Origin of the sequence: Pseudomonas sp. NPDC090201 (assembly GCF_044746825.1) — a bacterium.
GTDB lineage: Bacteria > Pseudomonadota > Gammaproteobacteria > Pseudomonadales > Pseudomonadaceae > Aquipseudomonas > Aquipseudomonas putida_AD.
In genome coordinates, this window is record NZ_JBIVCX010000001.1 from 1,248,281 (window position 1) to 1,265,947 (window position 17,667).

Sequence of the window (17,667 nt, forward strand, 5' to 3'; positions counted from 1 at the left end):
GTGATCGATGCAGTGCCTGACACACCGCCCCCGCCGGCAAGCCGTGCTGCTACGGTGTCAGGGGTCCGCCCAATAAAAAACCCCGGCAAAGGCCGGGGTTCTTGTGACAAGCAGCTGATTACTGCTGCTGGTACTGCTGGCCAGGAATCGGCTTGAGGTTGACCTCGACACGACGGTTCTGCGCACGGCCATTGACGTCGGCGTTGCTGGCAATCGGAGAGTCCGGGCCTGCACCGCGTACCGACAGGTGGGAAGCATCTACACCCTGGGACGTGAGGTAAGTCGCCACGCTCTGGGCGCGCTGCTGGGACAGGTCCATGTTGTGCTGGCGGCTGCCGGTGCTGTCGGTGTAGCCGACGATCTCGATCACGTTCTGGTTGTACTGCTTGAGCGAACCGGCAAGGTTGTTCAGCGGCGAGTAGAAGCTGCTGGCAATGGCCGACGAGTCGGTGGCAAAGGTGATGTTGCCTGGCATTACCAGTTTGATGTTGTCGCCTTCACGCTGCACCTGAACGCCAGTGTTGGCCATGCTCGCGCGCAGTGCGGCCTCCTGCTTGTCAGCGTAGTAGCCATAACCGGCCGAAGCGGCACCCACGACAGCAGCACCGATCAGTGCACCCTTGCCACGGTTATTATGGTCGATGGCAGCGCCGGCGACAGCACCGGCCAGTGCGCCGAGGCCACCGTATTTGGCGGTCTTGCTCATGCCGCCGGAATTCTGTGCCTGCCCCTGATTGTCATATGGATTCTGCGATGCGCAACCAGACAGCATGGCAAGTGCGGTGGCAGCGATGATCAAACGGCGGGAAGTGAACATCAAGGAGAGCTCCTGTTTTGCTTTTCTTTGGCATAGCGGCCAAAGGCCGGGCCATGTGCGCGATTAGAGCACGGAGGCGCTCAAAAATTCCTTAACCCGACCTGAACAGTTTCACGCCCTGACGAAAGGGTTCTCGCGCATCTCATCGCCAAGCCGCGTATCAGGGCCGTGCCCTGCAACAACCGTCGCGTCCTCATCGAGGGTATACAGCCGCTCCTTGATCGAACGCACGATGGTCGCCTGATCGCCACCCCACAAATCAGTCCGCCCCACGCCGCGTTTGAACAGGGTATCCCCGGCAATCAACAGCCCCGCGTCCTCGAACCAGAAACTCATCGACCCCGGCGTATGCCCCGGCGTGTGCAACGCCACCCCGCAACCGCAGGCCAGCTGCTCTTCGTGCTCCAGCCAGCGATCCGGCGGCGGCACAGGAACATACGGCACACGAAACACCTGACACTGGGTTTCGAGGTTATCCCACAGGAACTGATCCTCTTTATGAAGGTGCAAGGTCGCGCCGGTCTTCTCCTTCAACTGCCCCGACGCCAGGAAATGATCCAGGTGCGCATGGGTGTGAATGATGCTCACGACCTTGAGCCCATGGGCCTCGAGCCTGGCGAGAATCAACTCATGATTGCCGCCCGGATCAACGACGATGGCCTGGTTGGTGATCGGATCGCCGATGATCGTGCAGTTGCACTGCAACGGGCCGACGGGGAAGGTTTCGCGGATGAGGGTGTTGGGGGGCATGATTGTTCCTGTGAGTGCAGTGAAGCATCGTGACGCATTCGCGGACTGTATTAGATGCCAAATCTGCAGGCAAATACGGAGATCTCCTACGTCTGCCACCATTGTCGGCGATGTAAATTGCCCTTTCTCGACAGGGCGTCCTTTCACGATGCAACAGCAAGAACCCGATCCCAATTCGCAGCTCTCCCCGGGAGCATATCAACGACCCTGGAAATCATTCGTTGATCAGCTGGATCTGCTCAAACGCCGCGGCATGAACATTAGTGACGAGAGGTGGGCACTCCATCAGTTGGAGCATATTGGTTACTACCGGCTCAGCGGCTACTGGTATCCACTCAGATCTTTCGAGCTCACGCGGGAGTCGGGCAGGGAGCAACTTGGCTACGTTAAAACGGATCTGTTCGAACCTGGAACGCAGTTCAACGATGCAGTGAATCTGTACCACTTCGATAAGCAGCTTCGCCTGATCCTCATGGACGCACTGGAGTCCATTGAAATTGCCCTGCGCGTCGATATCGCTTACCGGCTGGGCGCCAGAAACCCGCTCGCCCATCTGAATCCGGCAGCGCTACACCCGTCATTTGCGGCTCGGCTCTCAAGATCCACAGGCAAGACAGCCTTTGAAGCATGGCAGCAGAAATACAGCGCACTGCTCAAGCGATCCAAGGAAGACTGCTATTGGCCATCGTCCTGCACATGGTTAAGCACGTTGCACCTCACTCTACGTGGCATCAGTACCTTAAGCAGCACCTCGACCGCTTCCCGCTGCAACACTCCAGCCGAAAGCTCTCCCTCGCAGACTCAGGTGCGCCGCCGGAGTGGGAGGCCTGGTGGACCGAACACTTTTCCACAGGCAAATAAAAACCCCCGCGTAAGCTCAATGAAAAGCCAAGAGGCGGGGGCCGTGTTGGGATGTATGTTAAGCGTCAGCCCTAGGCGTAGGCAACACACACACTTGTCCCGTTACATTTTTTTGGACTCCACACTTTTCAGCCCAGCCCCATTCTCCTGCCTTTCAACAACCCCTTCACAGCCTGCATCACCGTGACGTTCGCGGCCTCCATCTTCGCGACGTGCTCCAGCGTTTTTTCCAGCTCGCCCTGTGCATGGGCATCGATGGCGGCCTGGCCGCTGGTGTGCACCAGTTGGTGGGGGATTTCCAGGCGGCGGAATTCGGCGCTGCGTTGCTGGTTGGGGTCTTGCTGTTCGTAGTACCACTTGCCGAACAGGCATTCGGTCTCGTCGGGCAGGACGAGAGGTTCGGGGCGCGGGTTGAGCAGGCGGTCGTAGACGGCGACCTTGAGGGTGAGTTCTTCCATGTTGGCCAGTTCGATCTTCGAGAGCAGGTGCGACTGGTCGATTTCCCGCTGCATGGTCTGGGCTTCGTCATACATGCCGGCCATGGCCTGGGCGGTCTTGTCGATGACCACGGAGAATGCACCGGATGCCTGGCTCTGTTCGGAAATGGCCTGTTTGGCAACCTGGATGTCCTGCTGGATGGCCGAGGTTTCCTTGACGATTTCCTGCGTGGCCTGAGCCGTTTTCTCGGCCAGGTGGCGGACTTCTCCCGCAACTACCGCAAATCCGCGGCCTGACTCACCCGCCCTCGCCGCCTCGATGGCGGCATTGAGGGCCAGCAGGTTGGTCTGGCGGGCGATGTCACTGATGAGGTCGACGATGCGGTCAATTTCACCCGCGCGACCCACCAGATGGTTGATCACGGTTTCCAGTGCATCGACACCCGCTTCCATCACCCGCGACTGCTCCTGCAGGTGGCTGATCTGCTCGCGATTGTCGATGGCCGAGCGGGCAACGTTGTCAGCGCGCTGATGGTTGGTCTTGAGTTGCTGGTTAAGGGAGGAAAAGGACTCGCTGACGTGGGAAAGAGAATTGCCACACGTAAGTAGATTCTCAGAAAGGCCCCGATAGAAGTCGCGCTGACGCAGGTCGTCTTTTTTCGCCTCACGCAGCTCGACAATCAAAGCCTGCAGCTGTTCTGCCGTCGGGCCGCTTCGGCCCGTTGACGCCGATTCCACCTGAGGCACAGCGGCCTCTTTCCACCACATCAGACCCATGCCATCCCCCTGCCCCGCCAATGCGGGCGAAAGCGCGGAAAGTACGGTTGGCCGTATCTGGATGAAAAGATCCAATTGTGCGGTAACGGCATAGACCACCGTTCTGACAGTCCGCTTCGGGCGCTGTTTTTCCGTGGCTGACCTCTTCGATAACCGGTCTGTGATCGGTAACTCATTGTTTGCACACAAAAAGCAAAATCCCTGCGAGTGGGCCACACTTTTCCTTAATGATTTCTTCAAAGACCGGCTCGTATACTGGCACTGCGCAACCATCGGATTGGCTGGCGCTCGAGAGAAAAGCAAACAACTCGATGCCCTTGCAGGAAAGCCCGGACCTGAGCGTTAAAGAGTTGTCTTATGCTGAGAAAAATCGCCGTATCCGATCTCACTCTGGGCATGTATATCCATGAGTTCTGTCGCCCACGGATCAACGATCCCTTCTGGACTGAACATATCGAACGCGAACTTCGCGATGAAGCGGTGCTGCGTCGTATCCAGGCCTCGACCCGCGAGGTATGGATCGACATAGGACGCGGCAGGAGCCCCGATGGCTCGACGCCCTGTGAACGCATCGCTTCGCCCCTCATCCGCGAGACCGACACCGCGCCTGCCTCCATGGACAAGGAACTGGCCCGCGCCAGGCTGATATGCGGGCGGGCCAAAGCGGCGGTCATGACCATGTTCAGCGATGCGCGCATGGGGCGCTCGATGAACACCGAGGACGTCGATTTATTGGTCGAAGAAATCTCGACCTCGATCATGCGCCACCCCCACGCGTTGATCAGCCTTTCGCGCCTTAAGACCTCCGACGAATACACCTACATGCATTCAGTGGCGGTCTGCGCGCTGATGGTCGCCCTCGCCCGGCAGATGAACCTGAGCGAAGAACAGGTGCGCGAGGCAGGGGTTGCAGGGCTGATGCACGACGTCGGCAAGATGACGATCCCCCAGGCCATCCTCAACAAGCCGGGCAGCCTGACGCTGGATGAATACGAGGCCATGAAGATTCATCCCCAGGCCGGATTCGAGATTCTTCGGAGCACCGAGCAAGTGACTCAGGCGGTCATGGACGTCTGCCTGCATCACCACGAGAAAATCGACGGCACGGGTTATCCGCACGGTCTGAAGGGCGATGACATCAGCCTGTTCGCCAGGATGGGTGCGATCTGCGACGTGTACGACGCCGTCACCTCGGAACGGCCCTATAAAAAGGGCTGGGACGGCGCGCAATCGATTCGCGAGATGGCTTCATGGAAAGGGCATTTCGATGAGCAGATATTCCAGCACTTCGTCAAAACCGTGGGGATCTACCCGATCGGCGCCCTGGTACGCCTCAGGAGCGAGCGGCTGGGCGTCGTGCTTGAGCAAGGCGAGAAATCACTGCTGCATCCGAAAGTGAAAGTCTTCATGTCCACACGAACCGGCCTCTCCGTCCCCCATGAGGTCATCAACCTCTCGCTGGGGCAGGACATGATCGTCAAATACGAACTCGCCCAGGATTGGGGCGTCAGGGATGTGGAGACCCTGTGGGCAGGCGCGCCTGGGTGAGGCGTTGCCTGCCAGGGCAATTGCATATCAGCGCCGCGTAGGAACGATGCCTACACGCATCCCGAACGGCTTGAAGACCGCGTTAAGCGTATTGATGGTGGGATTGCCTTCGTCCTGTTCGATCTGCCGCAGAGTGCGCAACGAAATCTTGCACATATCGGCAAACTGCTCCTGACGTAATCCGGTGATCTCGCTGCGCAGCCGCTTGACGGCGGCTCCGATGCTGATCGCTCCCTCCGCCAGTTGCGTGCGCAACTCATCCAGGATGATGCCGCGCTGGCGTAGTTCATTCGTCATAGCAGGCCCCATGCTTTCAGCGTCGCATCCAGACGAGACAAAGCGATGCGCGGATGCTTGAAGGTCATGTGCGGCAACCCTGCTTCGCTCAATAGATCAGGCAAGGCAAGAAAGCGGCGGGCGTCGTCCCTGAGTCCCTCGAACCACTGATCGCTGTCGCCCCACACGGCGAGCGACCTGCAAGCTGCCATCCAGTCCACTTCACCTGCACGCTCCACCGGATCAGGCCACTTGGTCGTGCGGGTTATTCCCTCTTCGTCCATGACCATGGGCGCCAAGTCATAGATGGGCGATAAGGCCAGACGCTGTGGGTCACGTACGATGGAGGTGTTGCGGCCATGATTGTCGCTGTTGCCCAGAATCTGGTTGATCAGATCCCGGCGAAGATACTCGGCGATCAGTTCGGGAATCTCATCCCGCTGCCCATTGGCCTCCCAAGCCTGGGCAAGTACTTTCACGACATCTACATGGGACATGTAGCTGCCCGGGCGGGTGATCTGTGCCAGGGAATACACTGACTCTACGGCCTGCCGGCTCACCCTGTCCTCGCTCACCGTGCGATCAAAACGCTTCATCCACAGGCTGGGCTTGGCGGACTCCTCCAGCGTCATGCCATCGCACGACACGGTGTTGACCCCGATACGCTCCAGTGCCTTGTAATAACAGAACTCGCTTCTGAGGATGGTTCGATCTGTCTCATTGCCTTTGTTACGCGAGAATTTGACGAACCAGTGCTGACGGACCAGATTGTCTGCGAGGGTGGCATCGGAGTGCAAAAAACCGCCTGCATCCTCAGCGAGCAACAGCTTCGGCGCCTCGCCCCCTGCCCCCGTCGCGCCACCGACTGCGGCGCCTTGCTCGTAGGCATATTCCAGAAAACGGCTGTCGCGAGTGATGACTTCACTTCGATCAAAGCCGATGCTTTGCCCCTTTCCCAGAGCATCGACAGATTCCTTGATCCGAAGATGTCCAACAGGCGCGGGTGTGCAACGCTGCAGCAATGTCAGATCCGCAGACGTGTTTTCGCCCTCAGGGATTGCAAGTCTTGCCAGCAAAAACCTGCGAGCCGCCCCGGCTGGAAGAATATCCAGCAAAAACGGCGGAAATCCTGGGGTGCGGTGCAGGTCCCACGCCAGAGGGATCATGGCGCTGACAGACTGGGCCGTCGTAGATCCAAGCGCTTGCAGATTTTCAACCAGGTAGTGCTGATCGTAACCAAAGCTGCACGGACTGTTCTGGCCCTTTTCAGGCTGCTCGAACTCCAGGCGCATCACGTCGCGCCAACGATGGTCGGCATACAGCTGTAAGGTAAGCAGCATGAACGCAACTCGGCAATTTAATGCCTATGACCATAGCCAAGACGAAGCAAAAAGGCAATTTAATGCCGACCAAAGCGCTTATGTTCAAAAAATCGGCATTTTAATACCGATTTATCTCACCCCAACAACCCCAACTCCTGCGCCCGCGCCACCGCCTGGGTCCGACGTTCGACCCCAAGCTTGCTGTTGATATGGCTGGCGTGGGTTTTGACGGTGTGCAGGGAGATGAACAGGCGGTCGCTGATTTCCTGATTCGAGCAGCCCTGGGCGATGAGTTGCAACACGCCCAGCTCCCGTGCGCTCAGGGCGTCGGTGCCGGCGCAGGCGATCTGTTCAGAGGGATCACGCGCGCAGGGCAGGTCTTTGTCGGGGCCTGGGGGAAGCTGGTCGAGCAGGTAGCTGACCAGTCGGCACGCAGGGCGCTTGAGCAGTTGTTCGCGAAGCCAGTCGGGGTGTTGGCGGATTACACCGAGCAGCGGCAGAATGGCTCCGCCGGTGGCGGCCTGTAGCGCAGGTTCCAGCAGTTTTTGTGCGAGGGCGCGGTCGGATGCGTCCAGCGCCAGCAGGATGTGCTGGCTCGACGCATGCAGCGCGAGCACACCTGCGCCGGTTTTCAAGGCGTCGTCTCGCAGCTGTGTCAGGCGCAGGGCTGATTGTTCCGTGCGGCCCTGGATCCGGTCGAGCATGGCGCGCAGCAGTTCGATGTGCTGCGGCATCTGCGGCAGGCATTCGGGCGCTGCGGCAGGATGCTCGCCACCGTAGGTCTGGCCCAGGCGCAGCAGCCAGGCGTCGGCCAGGTCGATGCGGCCCTGGGTCAGCCACAGTTCGCATTTGGCCAGGGTAATCATCGCCAGGTAATACACTGGCGGCACGTCCCAGATGTGCATCAGGCGTTCGGCTTCGGCCAGCTCCGCGAAGGCCTCGGCAAAGCGCCCTTCCCGGCCTTCCAGCCCGGCGATCACGCAGTGCCCGATCAGCACGCTGATGTCACGACAGGCGCGGGCTTCGGCAAGGCCTGCGGCAAGGCGCTCGCGTCCGGCCACCGGTTGCAGGCACTGGGCGAGCAGGTAGCCTTCGTACAGCGTCAAACGCGCACGCACGGCATACAGGCGCTGCGAAGACAGTCCGTTCAATCGCTTGAGGCCCTGACGCACCTCTTCCAGGGCGCGCAACGCCTCGCCGCGAGCCTGCAAGGTGCGCGCACGATCGTAATGCGCCAGCGCTTCGAATAGCGGATTGGCCACCCGCTGGGCCAATTCTAGTGCTTCGCGATTGCGTGCCCGGGCGCGCCACAGGTCGCCCTCGGCAATCGCCAGATTGGCCAGCGTCGACAGACACATCAGCCGCTGCCCGTAGCGTTTCTGCGGAAGGCTCGCCAGGGCCTCGCTGCAGTAGCGATGGGCCGTTTCGCTGTCGCCGCGCCCGCGGGCGATGATGCCGCTGAGCGCCAGCCACTGGGCCAGCATGGATTTCTGCGCCGTGGCCGAAGGCGCCGGTAGAAAGCGACTCAGTTGATTGCCCAGTTCCTCGGCGGCATCCAGCTGGCAGGCCAGCCCCAGCGCCCAGGCGTACAGCACGATCAGACGCGGCGTGCTGACCAGCAGGCTGTCGGGCAGGTCCATCTTCCAGCGCAGCAGCATTCCGACGTTCTGCTCGGCGAGCAATTGCTCCTCGGAGAGGTTTTGTACCAGGTTGGCCGCCACATCCAGATGGCCCGCGCGCAGGGCCTGTTCGATGGCTTCATCCAGCAGGCCCTGTTCACTGAACCAGCGGCAGGCATTCAGATGCAGGCGCCGTTGCTGCGGCGCGACGTTACTGCCAGCGCGGGCGCGCAGCAGGTCGGAAAAAAGATGGTGATAGCGAAACCAGCGCCCGGTTTCGTCCAGCGGCACCAGAAAAACCTGATGCGCTTGCAGGAAAGCGAGCATTTCGCTGCTGTCGTGGGTATCCCGGGCGGCATTGCACAGGGCTGCGCAGAATTTTTCGAGACAGGCCGTTTCATAGAGGAAGGCCTGCACATCGGCAGGCAGGCAATCGATGACCTCTTCGAGCAGATACTCCCGAATCAGCCCCTCTCCGCCGTTGAACCCGTGATTCAAGGCATCGCTGCCGGCTTCAGTGGCTGCCAGTTGCCAGAAGCGCAAACCCGCGACCCACCCCTCGCTGCGTTGCAGCAGTGTGTGCAACGCTTCCTCGGTCAGTGAACTGCTGTGCTGCTCAAGGACCGCCAGTGATTCGTCGTGGGTCAGGCGCAGGTCCTGCTCGGAAAGCTCGAGCAACTGCCGGGAAAGACGCAGCCGCGCCAGATGCCAGTCAGGACGCTGGCGGCTGGTGACCATGACGATCATGCCGGCCGGCAAGTGATTGAGCAGGAATTGAAGGCAGCGATCCAGCACGGGGCCCTGCACCAGGTGATAGTCGTCGAGCACCAGCAACAGCGGCTTGCTCAGCATCAGGTGCATCGCCAGCTCGTCCAGCAGGCCGTCGAGCCATTCCTCGAAGGCAAAGGGCTGATGGCGCTGACGCATCTTCAACAGGCCCAGCGCCTGATTGCCCAACTGCGGGAAAAACTGCTGAAGGCCGCAAAGCAGCCGTTCCAGAAACCGCCCCGGATCGCTGTCGCGCTGGCTCAGGCCCAGCCAAAGGCTTTGCCACTGACTGGGCAGGCTCTGACAGAACTCCACCGCCAGCGAGCTCTTGCCGAACCCGGCCGGCGCGCTGACCAGCAACAGGCGACCGGACAGACCGGCGCTCAAGCGCTGGCACAGCCGGGGTCTGGGCACATAGCCTTCGGGCAAGGGTGGGCGGAAGAAACGTCCTTCCAACGCAGTGACTGCGTGATTTGCGAATCCCTGCAAACGCGACAGATCAGTCATGGCCGGCTCTTGTTGAGATGCTTGTTATTCGGCGTTCAGATGATCCGGAGACTAGCGGCTATGCCTGGAGTTTTGAAGAAAGTTCGACGAAAGTCTGTAAGAAAACATATCCAATCAACAGTGCGAATGTTGCTTTATATGTTTTCGAACACCGATTCCGTAGGAGCGCGCTTGCCCGCGATGGCGTTCTTTCTGGTGTTGATGCGAACCTGACACACCGCGGTCGCGGGCAAGCGCGCTCCTACAGAAGCCAAATTCAGCGACAAGCCAGCCCATACACAATAAAAAACACCCCGACGAATCGGGGCGTTTTCTTCTTGCGGCTATGGGGTTCAACCATAGGGTAAGGCGGCGCAGGACAACGGTGCTTTGCAGCTGTGATCAACAAGGCAGCTCTGCGCCAATTCAGCTCAGATCAACGCACCCCTTCCTGGCGCAGGGCGTTGGGCTGGAAGTCACTGATGGAAGCCGTGAAGCCGAAGTCGTAGGCCTTCTTCTCTTCGTTCTTCATGCCCAGCGCCAGGTAGCGGCCCGATTGCAGGTCATACAGCGCTTCCAGGGCATACCACGGCACTTGCTTGTCGTAGTAGTTCTCGGCATGGGCCTCGGCCACGCGCCACAGTTGGCCACGACCATCGTAGTGATCGATCACCGCTGCCTGCCAGGTGTCTTCGTCGATGAAGAAGTCACGCTTGGCGTAGATGTGGCGCTGGCCGTCCTTGAGGGTCGCGGTCACGTGCCAGACGCGACGCAGCTCATAGCGCGCCAGGTCCTGGTTGATGTGGCCGGCCTTGATGATGTCGGCGTACTTGAGCTTCGGATCGTCGAGCTTGTAGCTGTCGGAGGCGATGTACATTTCCTGTTTGCCGATCAGTTTCCAGTCATAGCGATCCGGCGCGCCGTTGAACATGTCGAGGTTGTCGGAGGTGCGCAGGCCGTCGGCTGCGGTACCCGGGCCGTCGTAGGACACTTGCGGTGCGCGACGTACGCGACGTTGCCCGGCGTTGTAGACCCACGCTGCACGTGGCTCTTTGACCTGGTCGAGGGTTTCGTGAACCAGCAGCACGGAACCGGCCAGACGCGCTGGCGCGGTCACTTCCTGCTTGAAGTAGAACAGGATGTTGCCCGGGTTCTTCGGATCGAAATCCTTCATCTTGTCGCGGAACACGAACTCATCGTGGAAATACACCGGGTTGAACGAACCGTTGGTCTGCGGCGTGGCCTGGGTCACCAGGCGCGACACGCTGCCGCCACGGTAGCGGGTGATGTGGTTCCAGATCACCTCCAGGCCGTCCTTGGGAATCGGGAACGGCACTGCGGTTTCGAAGTTTTCCAGACCGTTGCCGCCAGCGACCAGCTTGGTGTTGGTGGCGTTTTTCTTGATGGCGGCGAACACATCGGCCGGCACAGTGGCGCCACGGTGCGAGGGGTAGACCGGCATCTTGAAGCTGTCCGGGTAACGCTTGAACATCGCGTATTGGCCGGGCGCCAGCTTGTTCTTGTACTGCTCCACGTTCTGCGCGGTGATGGTGAACAGCGGTTTCTCGTTGGCGTACGGGTTGGCCAGGAAGCCCTTGTCATCGACCGCGCCGGCGTTGGTCGGCATCGGGCTCCAGGCCGGGATCGAATTGTCGGCGTTACCGGCTTTTTCCGCGCCCATCGGGGTCAGGGTAGTGCCCAGCTTGGCGGCCTCGTCCGGAGAAACTGCCGCCATCACGCTGGTGGCCAGAAGTGACAGGCCCAGCATGGCGACAGGCAACAGACTCTTGGTGATTTTCATGTTCATAAATCGTCCTTAGAAGTTCACGCCGAAGCTGAGGGCCACGAAGTCGCGGTCATCCACGGTGCTGAAATCGCCGCCGAAGAAGTTGGTGTAGGAAAGGTTGGCGGTGTAGGTGTTCTGGTACTCCGCTTCCACGCCCAGGCTGACCGCCTTGCGACCTTCCTCGAAGTTGCCGCCAGGACCTGGCGAGTAACCCTTGACGTCATGGGACCAGGCCACGCTCGGCTTGAGGTTCACCCCGGCGAACACGTTGTTGTAGTCCCAGATGGCACGGGCGCGATAACCCCAGGAGGTCGCGGTGGTGTAGCCATCGTTGCTGCAGTTGGTGTTCAGGCCGGCGGCATTTGGCAGGCCACCGCCTTGTGCGGTCGAGTTGTTCAGCACGTTGCAGAAGTTGCCGGGCAGCGAACCAGGGCCGAAGACCGGGTCACGGCCGTAGCGCGCATCGGATTTGCTTTCCAGGCCACCGACGTGGGTCACCCCGACTTCAGCGACGGTGGTCAGGCGGCTGGCGCCCATGATCTGGTCGAAGAAGTGGGTGAAGGTGGTCTGGAACTGGGTAACTTCCTTACGGTTGTAACCGTGCAGGTCCTGCCCCGGAGTACCGGTCAGCACAGAGGCGTTGGCAAAGCCCGGGATCGGCGTCACACCGGCAAACAGGATGTCGGTGGTGCTCAATTGCACAGGCGCGTTCGGACGGTAGCTCAGTTCACCGCTCCAGGCCGTACCGGTTGGCAAGGTGGTGGAGAAGCTCAGGCCGTACAGGCGGATGTCTTCCGGGTACTCGACGAAGTAGTTGGAGCTGCCCGCCACGATCAGCGGACGGAGCGCAGCCAGTGGCCCCAGTGGACGGGTGTACGCCGAAGCGGCGGCACCCTGGGCACTGAAGATCGGGTTGCGGCTGTGGTAATTCATGAAGTACGCGCCGAATTCGGTATCCAGCGGTTCGAAGTTGTAGTGCATCGCCACGCCGAACTGGCCGCTGTCCCGGGCATCGCGGTCCGGGCCACGGCGCACCAGCACGCCTTCCTGGTTCACGTCGACGCCAAGCGCGGTGAGGGTTGGCAAGGCGGCAGCCGGAATGGTCGAGCGCTTGTTCAGCACGCGCAGGTTGTTGCTGCAACCGTCGGCGATCACGTCAGGCTGGGAGAAGAAGGTGCCGCAGTTGTCGACAACGGTCTGGTCCCATTCGAGCTGGTAGAAGGCTTCGGCCGACAGGTTCTCGGTCAGGCTCTGGGACAGGTAGAACATGTTGACCGGAATCAGGCCTTCCTTGATTTCCGAGCCGGGACGACGAAACGCGGAGACGTCGATGGGGTTGATCGAGTTGATGCCGCCGCCGATGAAGGTACTTTCACCCCAGCTCACCACCTGCTTGCCGAAACGCACGGAACCCGGCTCATCGGCAATGGAATAGTTGTGGTAGACGAATGCGTCGAGCAGTTCGAAGCCGGACGACTTGGCGCCCTCTTTGCGGCCCGAATCGCTGATGTCCTTGAACTCGCGGTTTTCATCCTTGAGCTCGAAGTCGTACCAGTATTTACCGCGCATGAACACGCCGGTGTCACCGTATTTCAGCTCAAGGTCGTGCACGCCCTTGAAGATCTTGGAGAAGGTCTCCCCACGCTTGAAGTTCAGGTGACCGTCGTCGGAAGTCTGGGACAGGCCTCGCCCGCCGTTGTTGACACCGATCAGGTCCTTGTTGGGCTTGGCGGTCGACCAGCTGGCGCCGATGGAGAGCGACGAGTCGAAATTGCCTTCGATTTCCCCGATGTTGAAACTGACGCCGAATGCAGGACCGGCGAGCGTTGAAGCGAGGCTGACGGCCAGAGGCAGTTTCGCCCGGCGCCAGAACTGGTTTGCAGATGTCATCGACGCTACTCCATGTGCTTTATTTTTATGGCAGTGGGTGCTTCCAGAAACGACCCAGGCTCACCGATCCGCAGTGGCTGAGTGGCAACGCGTGTCGGGCAGCCCATGTGAAGCTGCGAAACGACGTGGCGTTTTTCTCCGGTTCAGACCTGAAGCCGACTATAACGAGCGTGCGCTAGCGCTTGATCCCTCTAAAGTGTGATTTGAGCGTCAGAGCGTCTGGCACGCCGATTTCGACGTGCCGACGGGTGCGGCACAGGGAGGATGGCTGAATTTCGAAATATGGCAAGGAAGACGCAAGCCAGACACGTTCACGACACATTGCCACGAGCGAAATCGTGGCAATGGGCGTGAAGTGCAGAAGGTCAGAGGGTGGAGAGGAAAGCGCTGTTAGTGCTCTGCCATTCGAGGATGTCCAGGCGGATGCGCTTCTTGTCGAGCTTGCCGACGCTGGTCTTGGGAATTTCGGTAACAAGAGCGATCTGGCTCGGAATCGCCCATTTGTTAATGTGCCCCTGTTCCACGAAAGGCTTGAGGTGCTCCTTCAGGGCCTTGGCGTCGATGGCATGCCCTTCCCGCGCGACCAGCAGCGCGAAAGGCCGCTCGCCCCACTGCGGATCGGCGATCCCGACCACCGCCACTTCGCGCACGCCGGGATGACGGCTGCACAGGTCTTCCAGCTCAAGTGACGACACCCACTCCCCGCCGGTCTTGATCACGTCCTTGATGCGGTCGCGGATATCGATGCCGCCCATGCTGTCGAGCGTCGCGACGTCGCCGGTGTGCAGCCAGCCGCCGGCCCAGAGTTCGGCGCCTTTCTCGGGCTCACGGTAGTAACCCTCGGTCAGCCATGGCGCACGGAGTACCAGTTCGCCCTGGGTTTCGCCGTCGTGGGGCAGGAAGTTGCCTTCGCCGTCGACGATTTCCGCCTCGACCAGTACCCCTGGCGCACCGGCCTTGATGCGGTAGGTGGTGCGTTCGTCTTCGCTGCCCGCCATCAACTCGTCGTTCAAATGCGCCACCGAGACCAGCGGCCCGGTTTCGGACATGCCGTAGGCTGCGGTCAACTGGATGCCCTTGGCCTTGGCCGCCTCATACAACGACCGGTTGAGCGAGCTGCCGCCGATGATGATGTTCCAGCCGGTGAAATCGACGTCCTTGGCCGACTTGGCGTTGAGCACCATTTGCATGATGGTCGGCACGCAGTGGGAGAAACTGACTTTCTCGTCGCGCCACAACTGCACCAGCAGTTCAGGGTCGTAACGGCCGGGATAGACCTGCTTCACCCCCAGCATGGTCGCGGCGTATGGGACGCCCCAGGCGTGGACGTGGAACATCGGAGTGATCGGCATGTAGACCTTGTCGGTGCCCAGCAGCCCCTCGACGCTGCCCATGATCGTCGCCACGGCCATGGTGTGCAGCACGAGCTGGCGATGGGTGAAGTACACGCCCTTGGGATTGCCCGTGGTGCCGGTGGTATAGAAGGTGGTCGCCACCGAGTTCTCGTCGAAGTCTTCGAAGTGATAGGTCGGACTTGCGGCCGCCAGCAGGGTTTCGTACTCCCCCACCAGGTTCGGCAGCTCGGCGGTCTGGTCGGGGGTGTCGGTCAGGAGCAGCGTCTTCTCGACGGTCGTGAGCTTGTCGGCGAAGCAGTTGTACAGCGGCACGAACTCGCTGTTGACCAGCACGAAGGTGTCTTCGGCGTGGTTCATGGTGAACAGGATCTGCTCGGGAGACAGGCGCACGTTGATGGTGTGGATCACTGCGCCGATCATGGGAATGGCAAACATGCATTCCAGATAGCGATGGCTGTCCCAGTCCATAACGGCCACCGTATCGCCCGCTTTCACTCCCGCCTCGGTCAGCACATTCGCAAGTCTGCAGATCCGCTCGTTGAGCGTCAGATACGAATAGCGTGATTGGTCCCGGTAGACGATTTCCCGCGTTTTTTCATAGCGACTGCCCGACATCAGCAAGCGTTTGATCAACAGAGGATACTGGTACGCGCCATCAGCTGGCGGAATCACGCGTGTCTGCAGCATAGGAATCCCTTTTCAAGATGCATTGGCGGAGCCGAAAATATGCACTCTAGAGCCTTCGCTCGCCAGCCAAATCAGCCAAAGGGATGATTCGGGTGACGAGCGACCATACAGGCATTGCGCCATTTGAAAGGGCAAAACGGCCCTAGGCGAGCTTTGCGACGGGGCTTTGCGCCGGAGTTCGAGGAAAAATCAGCGCTGCAGCGAAGGTCAGTGCAGCGAACCCGGCCAGGATCACATACAGCCCGGCCAGGCCCTGACGCGGCTCGACAAAGGCAATCAGCGGAATCGCCGTGGCACTGGCGCCGAACGACAGGAAGTAACGCAGTGCGAACACCCGGGATTGCCACTGCGGGGCCACGAAGTTGGCCACCATCGCATCGTTGACCGTGACCTGGCCGAACACCACAAACATGAAGCCTGCGCCCAGCACGATCACCGGCCAGCTATCGACGTACGCCATCGCGAACAGAAACGGCGCCTGGGCAACGGTCAGGATCACGAACGGCCACTTGAGGCTGAAGCGGTCGAGAAAACGGCCAATGGTCAGTTGCGCAACGGCGCCGAAGGCGTAAGCCAGGCTGATGACCAGGCCCAGGGTCTGCGGCGAGGCGAACAGCTCATGCAAGCGATCCTGAAACAATTTCGGGTAGGTCATGGTGGTGGCGTTGAACACCACGCCGCCGGTGGCCGTGGCGATGGCCAGCACGGTAAAGACCATGGTCATGGAAATACGCTGGCCCGAGCTGCCCTTGGGCGCGGCGTGGGGGCGCGCCGGAATCGGTTCGTCCTTGACCTGCCAGGCGAACAGCAACCCGATCACCATGGCCACCGCGCCAGGCAGGATAAAGGCCGAGCGCCAGCCGAACTGCGCCACCAGAAAGCCGGTCAGCAATGCCGAAAAGGCCACGCCCAGGTTGCCCCACATGCCATTCACGCCAATCTCGCGCCCACGATTCTGCGCATAGGCCACCAGCATGGCCGTACCGACAGGGTGATAAATGGCGGCGAAGACACCGACCAGAGTCATGCCGATGGCCAGCATCGTTGTGCTGGTACTCAGCCCGGTGAGAATCGACGCCGCGCCGATGCCGAAGAAAAACACCAGCATCATGTGCCGACGGCTCCAGCGATCACCCAGCCAGCCCGCCGGTAGCGAACAGGCACCAAAGGCGATGAAGCCGCCCAGCGACAGGCCGATCAGTTGCGCGTAGTCCAGCGCGAAGGCGTGGGTCATGCCCAGCACGGCGGCGGGAAAGATCAGCATGAACATGTGATCGATGACGTGGGCGGCGTTGATGAAATGGATCACCCGTTGGGGTGAGTTGGCGGCTCGGGTCTGACTCATGGCAGCGCATCCTGGGCTTGCAGTGATTGTGGAGGATCATGCTAAGTTGGCGACAAACCGCATTTGAGACACATAAGTCATCGAATCCGCCATGTTGATCAGCCTGCTCAGCCACAGCCCCGTCACCGCCCACCCCAGAGATTATCCCGACGGCGCCCACCAGCCCCGGCACCTGCATGCCGAGGCGCAACTGCTGTATGCCGTCAGCGGTGTGATGCGGCTGATTACCGACAGTGGCGCGTGGGTGATCCCGCCCAGCCGTGCGGTGTGGATTCCGCCGGGGGTCGAGCATGAGATCTTCATGTCCGGGGAGGTCCTGATGCGCTCGCTGTTCGTCGCCGCCGAGCATTGCCCGCCGGGTTTGAACCACTGCTGCGTGCTGGCGGTGACGCCCTTGCTGCGTGAATTGATCGTGCGCGCTACCCAGAGTGATGAGCACGCGGCCAATCCCTTGATCCAGCGGCTGATGCTCGAAGAAGTCGCGACCCTGGAGAATCTGCCGCTGCACATTCCCATGCCCCGGGACCGGCGCTTGCAGAACATCTGCATGGCGCTGCTGCAGAAGCCGGATCACGGCAACACGCTGGAGGACTGGGCGCAGGACGTCGGCGCCAGCTCGCGCACCCTGACGAGGTTGTTCAGTCAGGAACTGGGGCTGAGTTTCAACAGCTGGCGCCAGCAGGTGCGGCTGATGGAAGCGCTGCCACGGTTACTGGACGGCGAGAGTGTGCAGCGGGTGGCGAACGACCTGGGCTACGGCAGCGCCCGGGCGTTCAGTGCGATGTTCAGCCGGCTGCTGGGGGAAAGCCCCCGGGAGTATCTGGGGGCGTTGAAGCAGTTGAAAGAACTGAAACGCCTGTAGAAGCGCGCTTGGTCTGGGCCGCATTCGGACGACGGCGGTGTGCCTGTAACGAAAATGCCGTCTGCCCCCCCGCCGTCGCGG

The 17,667-nt window shown here is 60.6% G+C and carries 13 protein-coding genes and 1 pseudogene; 3 read left to right on the top strand and 11 right to left on the bottom strand.

What is annotated here, in order from left to right:
- Positions 1–118: 118 nt before the first annotated feature.
- Both ACIPOO_RS05740 and ACIPOO_RS05745 read right to left on the bottom strand, forming a co-directional pair.
- Positions 119–817 (bottom strand): OmpA family protein, encoded by a 699-nt coding sequence (locus ACIPOO_RS05740; RefSeq protein WP_274132661.1) that lies wholly within the window; start codon positions 815–817, stop codon positions 119–121.
- A 111-nt stretch (positions 818–928) separates the two neighbouring features.
- Positions 929–1,567, bottom strand: a complete 639-nt coding sequence (locus tag ACIPOO_RS05745; RefSeq protein ID WP_400605002.1) for an MBL fold metallo-hydrolase — start codon at positions 1,565–1,567, stop codon at positions 929–931.
- A 253-nt stretch (positions 1,568–1,820) separates the two neighbouring features.
- On the opposite strand from ACIPOO_RS05745, the gene ACIPOO_RS05750 reads away from it, so the two are divergent.
- Entirely contained in the window at positions 1,821–2,615 is a 795-nt protein-coding gene (locus ACIPOO_RS05750; RefSeq protein ID WP_400605207.1) for an Abi family protein, read from the top strand.
- On the opposite strand, the gene ACIPOO_RS05755 is transcribed toward ACIPOO_RS05750, so the two are convergent.
- Complete coding sequence (locus tag ACIPOO_RS05755) at positions 2,557–2,970, bottom strand: CZB domain-containing protein (protein ID WP_400605209.1); 414 nt, start codon at positions 2,968–2,970, stop codon at positions 2,557–2,559. The genes ACIPOO_RS05750 and ACIPOO_RS05755 overlap by 59 nt on opposite strands.
- Positions 2,971–2,979: 9 nt before the next feature.
- A pseudogene (locus ACIPOO_RS05760) lies at positions 2,980–3,915 on the bottom strand (methyl-accepting chemotaxis protein); the annotation flags it as partial.
- A gap of 84 nt (positions 3,916–3,999) precedes the next feature.
- Here ACIPOO_RS05760 and ACIPOO_RS05765 point away from each other — a divergent pair.
- Entirely contained in the window at positions 4,000–5,190 is a 1,191-nt protein-coding gene (locus ACIPOO_RS05765; protein ID WP_400605004.1) for an HD-GYP domain-containing protein, read from the top strand.
- 27 nt (positions 5,191–5,217) lie between these two features.
- Here the strand turns inward: ACIPOO_RS05765 and ACIPOO_RS05770 are convergent, their stop codons facing one another.
- The 7 genes from ACIPOO_RS05770 to ACIPOO_RS05800 form a co-directional block, all read right to left on the bottom strand.
- Complete coding sequence (locus ACIPOO_RS05770) at positions 5,218–5,487, bottom strand: helix-turn-helix domain-containing protein (RefSeq protein WP_400605006.1); 270 nt, start codon at positions 5,485–5,487, stop codon at positions 5,218–5,220.
- Positions 5,484–6,806: a type II toxin-antitoxin system HipA family toxin gene (locus tag ACIPOO_RS05775; RefSeq protein WP_400605008.1), complete on the bottom strand. Its 1,323-nt coding sequence runs from the start codon at positions 6,804–6,806 to the stop codon at positions 5,484–5,486. Before ACIPOO_RS05775 ends, ACIPOO_RS05770 begins: the two co-directional genes overlap by 4 nt.
- A 116-nt stretch (positions 6,807–6,922) precedes the next feature.
- Complete coding sequence (locus ACIPOO_RS05780; RefSeq protein WP_400605010.1) at positions 6,923–9,682, bottom strand: LuxR C-terminal-related transcriptional regulator; 2,760 nt, start codon at positions 9,680–9,682, stop codon at positions 6,923–6,925.
- A gap of 415 nt (positions 9,683–10,097) precedes the next feature.
- Positions 10,098–11,462, bottom strand: a complete 1,365-nt coding sequence (locus ACIPOO_RS05785; RefSeq protein WP_400605211.1) for a DUF1329 domain-containing protein — start codon at positions 11,460–11,462, stop codon at positions 10,098–10,100.
- A 15-nt stretch (positions 11,463–11,477) separates the two neighbouring features.
- Positions 11,478–13,337 carry a DUF1302 domain-containing protein gene (locus ACIPOO_RS05790; protein ID WP_274132675.1) on the bottom strand — a complete coding sequence of 620 codons (1,860 nt, stop codon included), beginning with the start codon at positions 13,335–13,337 and terminating at the stop codon, positions 11,478–11,480.
- Positions 13,338–13,702: 365 nt separating this feature from the next.
- Positions 13,703–15,379, bottom strand: a complete 1,677-nt coding sequence (locus ACIPOO_RS05795; protein ID WP_400605012.1) for a fatty acid--CoA ligase — start codon at positions 15,377–15,379, stop codon at positions 13,703–13,705.
- Between the two features lie 142 nt (positions 15,380–15,521).
- Positions 15,522–16,724 (bottom strand): MFS transporter, encoded by a 1,203-nt coding sequence (locus ACIPOO_RS05800; RefSeq protein ID WP_400605014.1) that lies wholly within the window; start codon positions 16,722–16,724, stop codon positions 15,522–15,524.
- Positions 16,725–16,815: 91 nt separating this feature from the next.
- Here ACIPOO_RS05800 and ACIPOO_RS05805 point away from each other — a divergent pair, with 91 nt between their 5' ends.
- Positions 16,816–17,586 carry an AraC family transcriptional regulator gene (locus ACIPOO_RS05805; RefSeq protein ID WP_400605016.1) on the top strand — a complete coding sequence of 257 codons (771 nt, stop codon included), beginning with the start codon at positions 16,816–16,818 and terminating at the stop codon, positions 17,584–17,586.
- Positions 17,587–17,667: the final 81 nt, after the last annotated feature.

Excerpts from the sequence above, each read along its gene's own strand:
- ACIPOO_RS05755 (WP_400605209.1), bottom strand. The coding sequence starts at position 2,970 with ATGGCCGGCATGTATGACGAAGCCCAGACCATGCAGCGGGAAATCGAC.
- ACIPOO_RS05765 (WP_400605004.1), top strand. The coding sequence starts at position 4,000 with ATGCTGAGAAAAATCGCCGTATCCGATCTCACTCTGGGCATGTATATC.
- ACIPOO_RS05740 (WP_274132661.1), bottom strand. The coding sequence starts at position 817 with ATGTTCACTTCCCGCCGTTTGATCATCGCTGCCACCGCACTTGCCATG.
- ACIPOO_RS05775 (WP_400605008.1), bottom strand. The coding sequence starts at position 6,806 with ATGCTGCTTACCTTACAGCTGTATGCCGACCATCGTTGGCGCGACGTG.
- ACIPOO_RS05795 (WP_400605012.1), bottom strand. The coding sequence starts at position 15,379 with ATGCTGCAGACACGCGTGATTCCGCCAGCTGATGGCGCGTACCAGTAT.
- ACIPOO_RS05750 (WP_400605207.1), top strand. The coding sequence starts at position 1,821 with ATGAACATTAGTGACGAGAGGTGGGCACTCCATCAGTTGGAGCATATT.
- ACIPOO_RS05745 (WP_400605002.1), bottom strand. The coding sequence starts at position 1,567 with ATGCCCCCCAACACCCTCATCCGCGAAACCTTCCCCGTCGGCCCGTTG.
- ACIPOO_RS05770 (WP_400605006.1), bottom strand. The coding sequence starts at position 5,487 with ATGACGAATGAACTACGCCAGCGCGGCATCATCCTGGATGAGTTGCGC.
- ACIPOO_RS05805 (WP_400605016.1), top strand. The coding sequence starts at position 16,816 with ATGTTGATCAGCCTGCTCAGCCACAGCCCCGTCACCGCCCACCCCAGA.
- ACIPOO_RS05780 (WP_400605010.1), bottom strand. The coding sequence starts at position 9,682 with ATGACTGATCTGTCGCGTTTGCAGGGATTCGCAAATCACGCAGTCACT.
- ACIPOO_RS05785 (WP_400605211.1), bottom strand. The coding sequence starts at position 11,462 with ATGAAAATCACCAAGAGTCTGTTGCCTGTCGCCATGCTGGGCCTGTCA.
- ACIPOO_RS05800 (WP_400605014.1), bottom strand. The coding sequence starts at position 16,724 with ATGAGTCAGACCCGAGCCGCCAACTCACCCCAACGGGTGATCCATTTC.
- ACIPOO_RS05790 (WP_274132675.1), bottom strand. The coding sequence starts at position 13,337 with ATGACATCTGCAAACCAGTTCTGGCGCCGGGCGAAACTGCCTCTGGCC.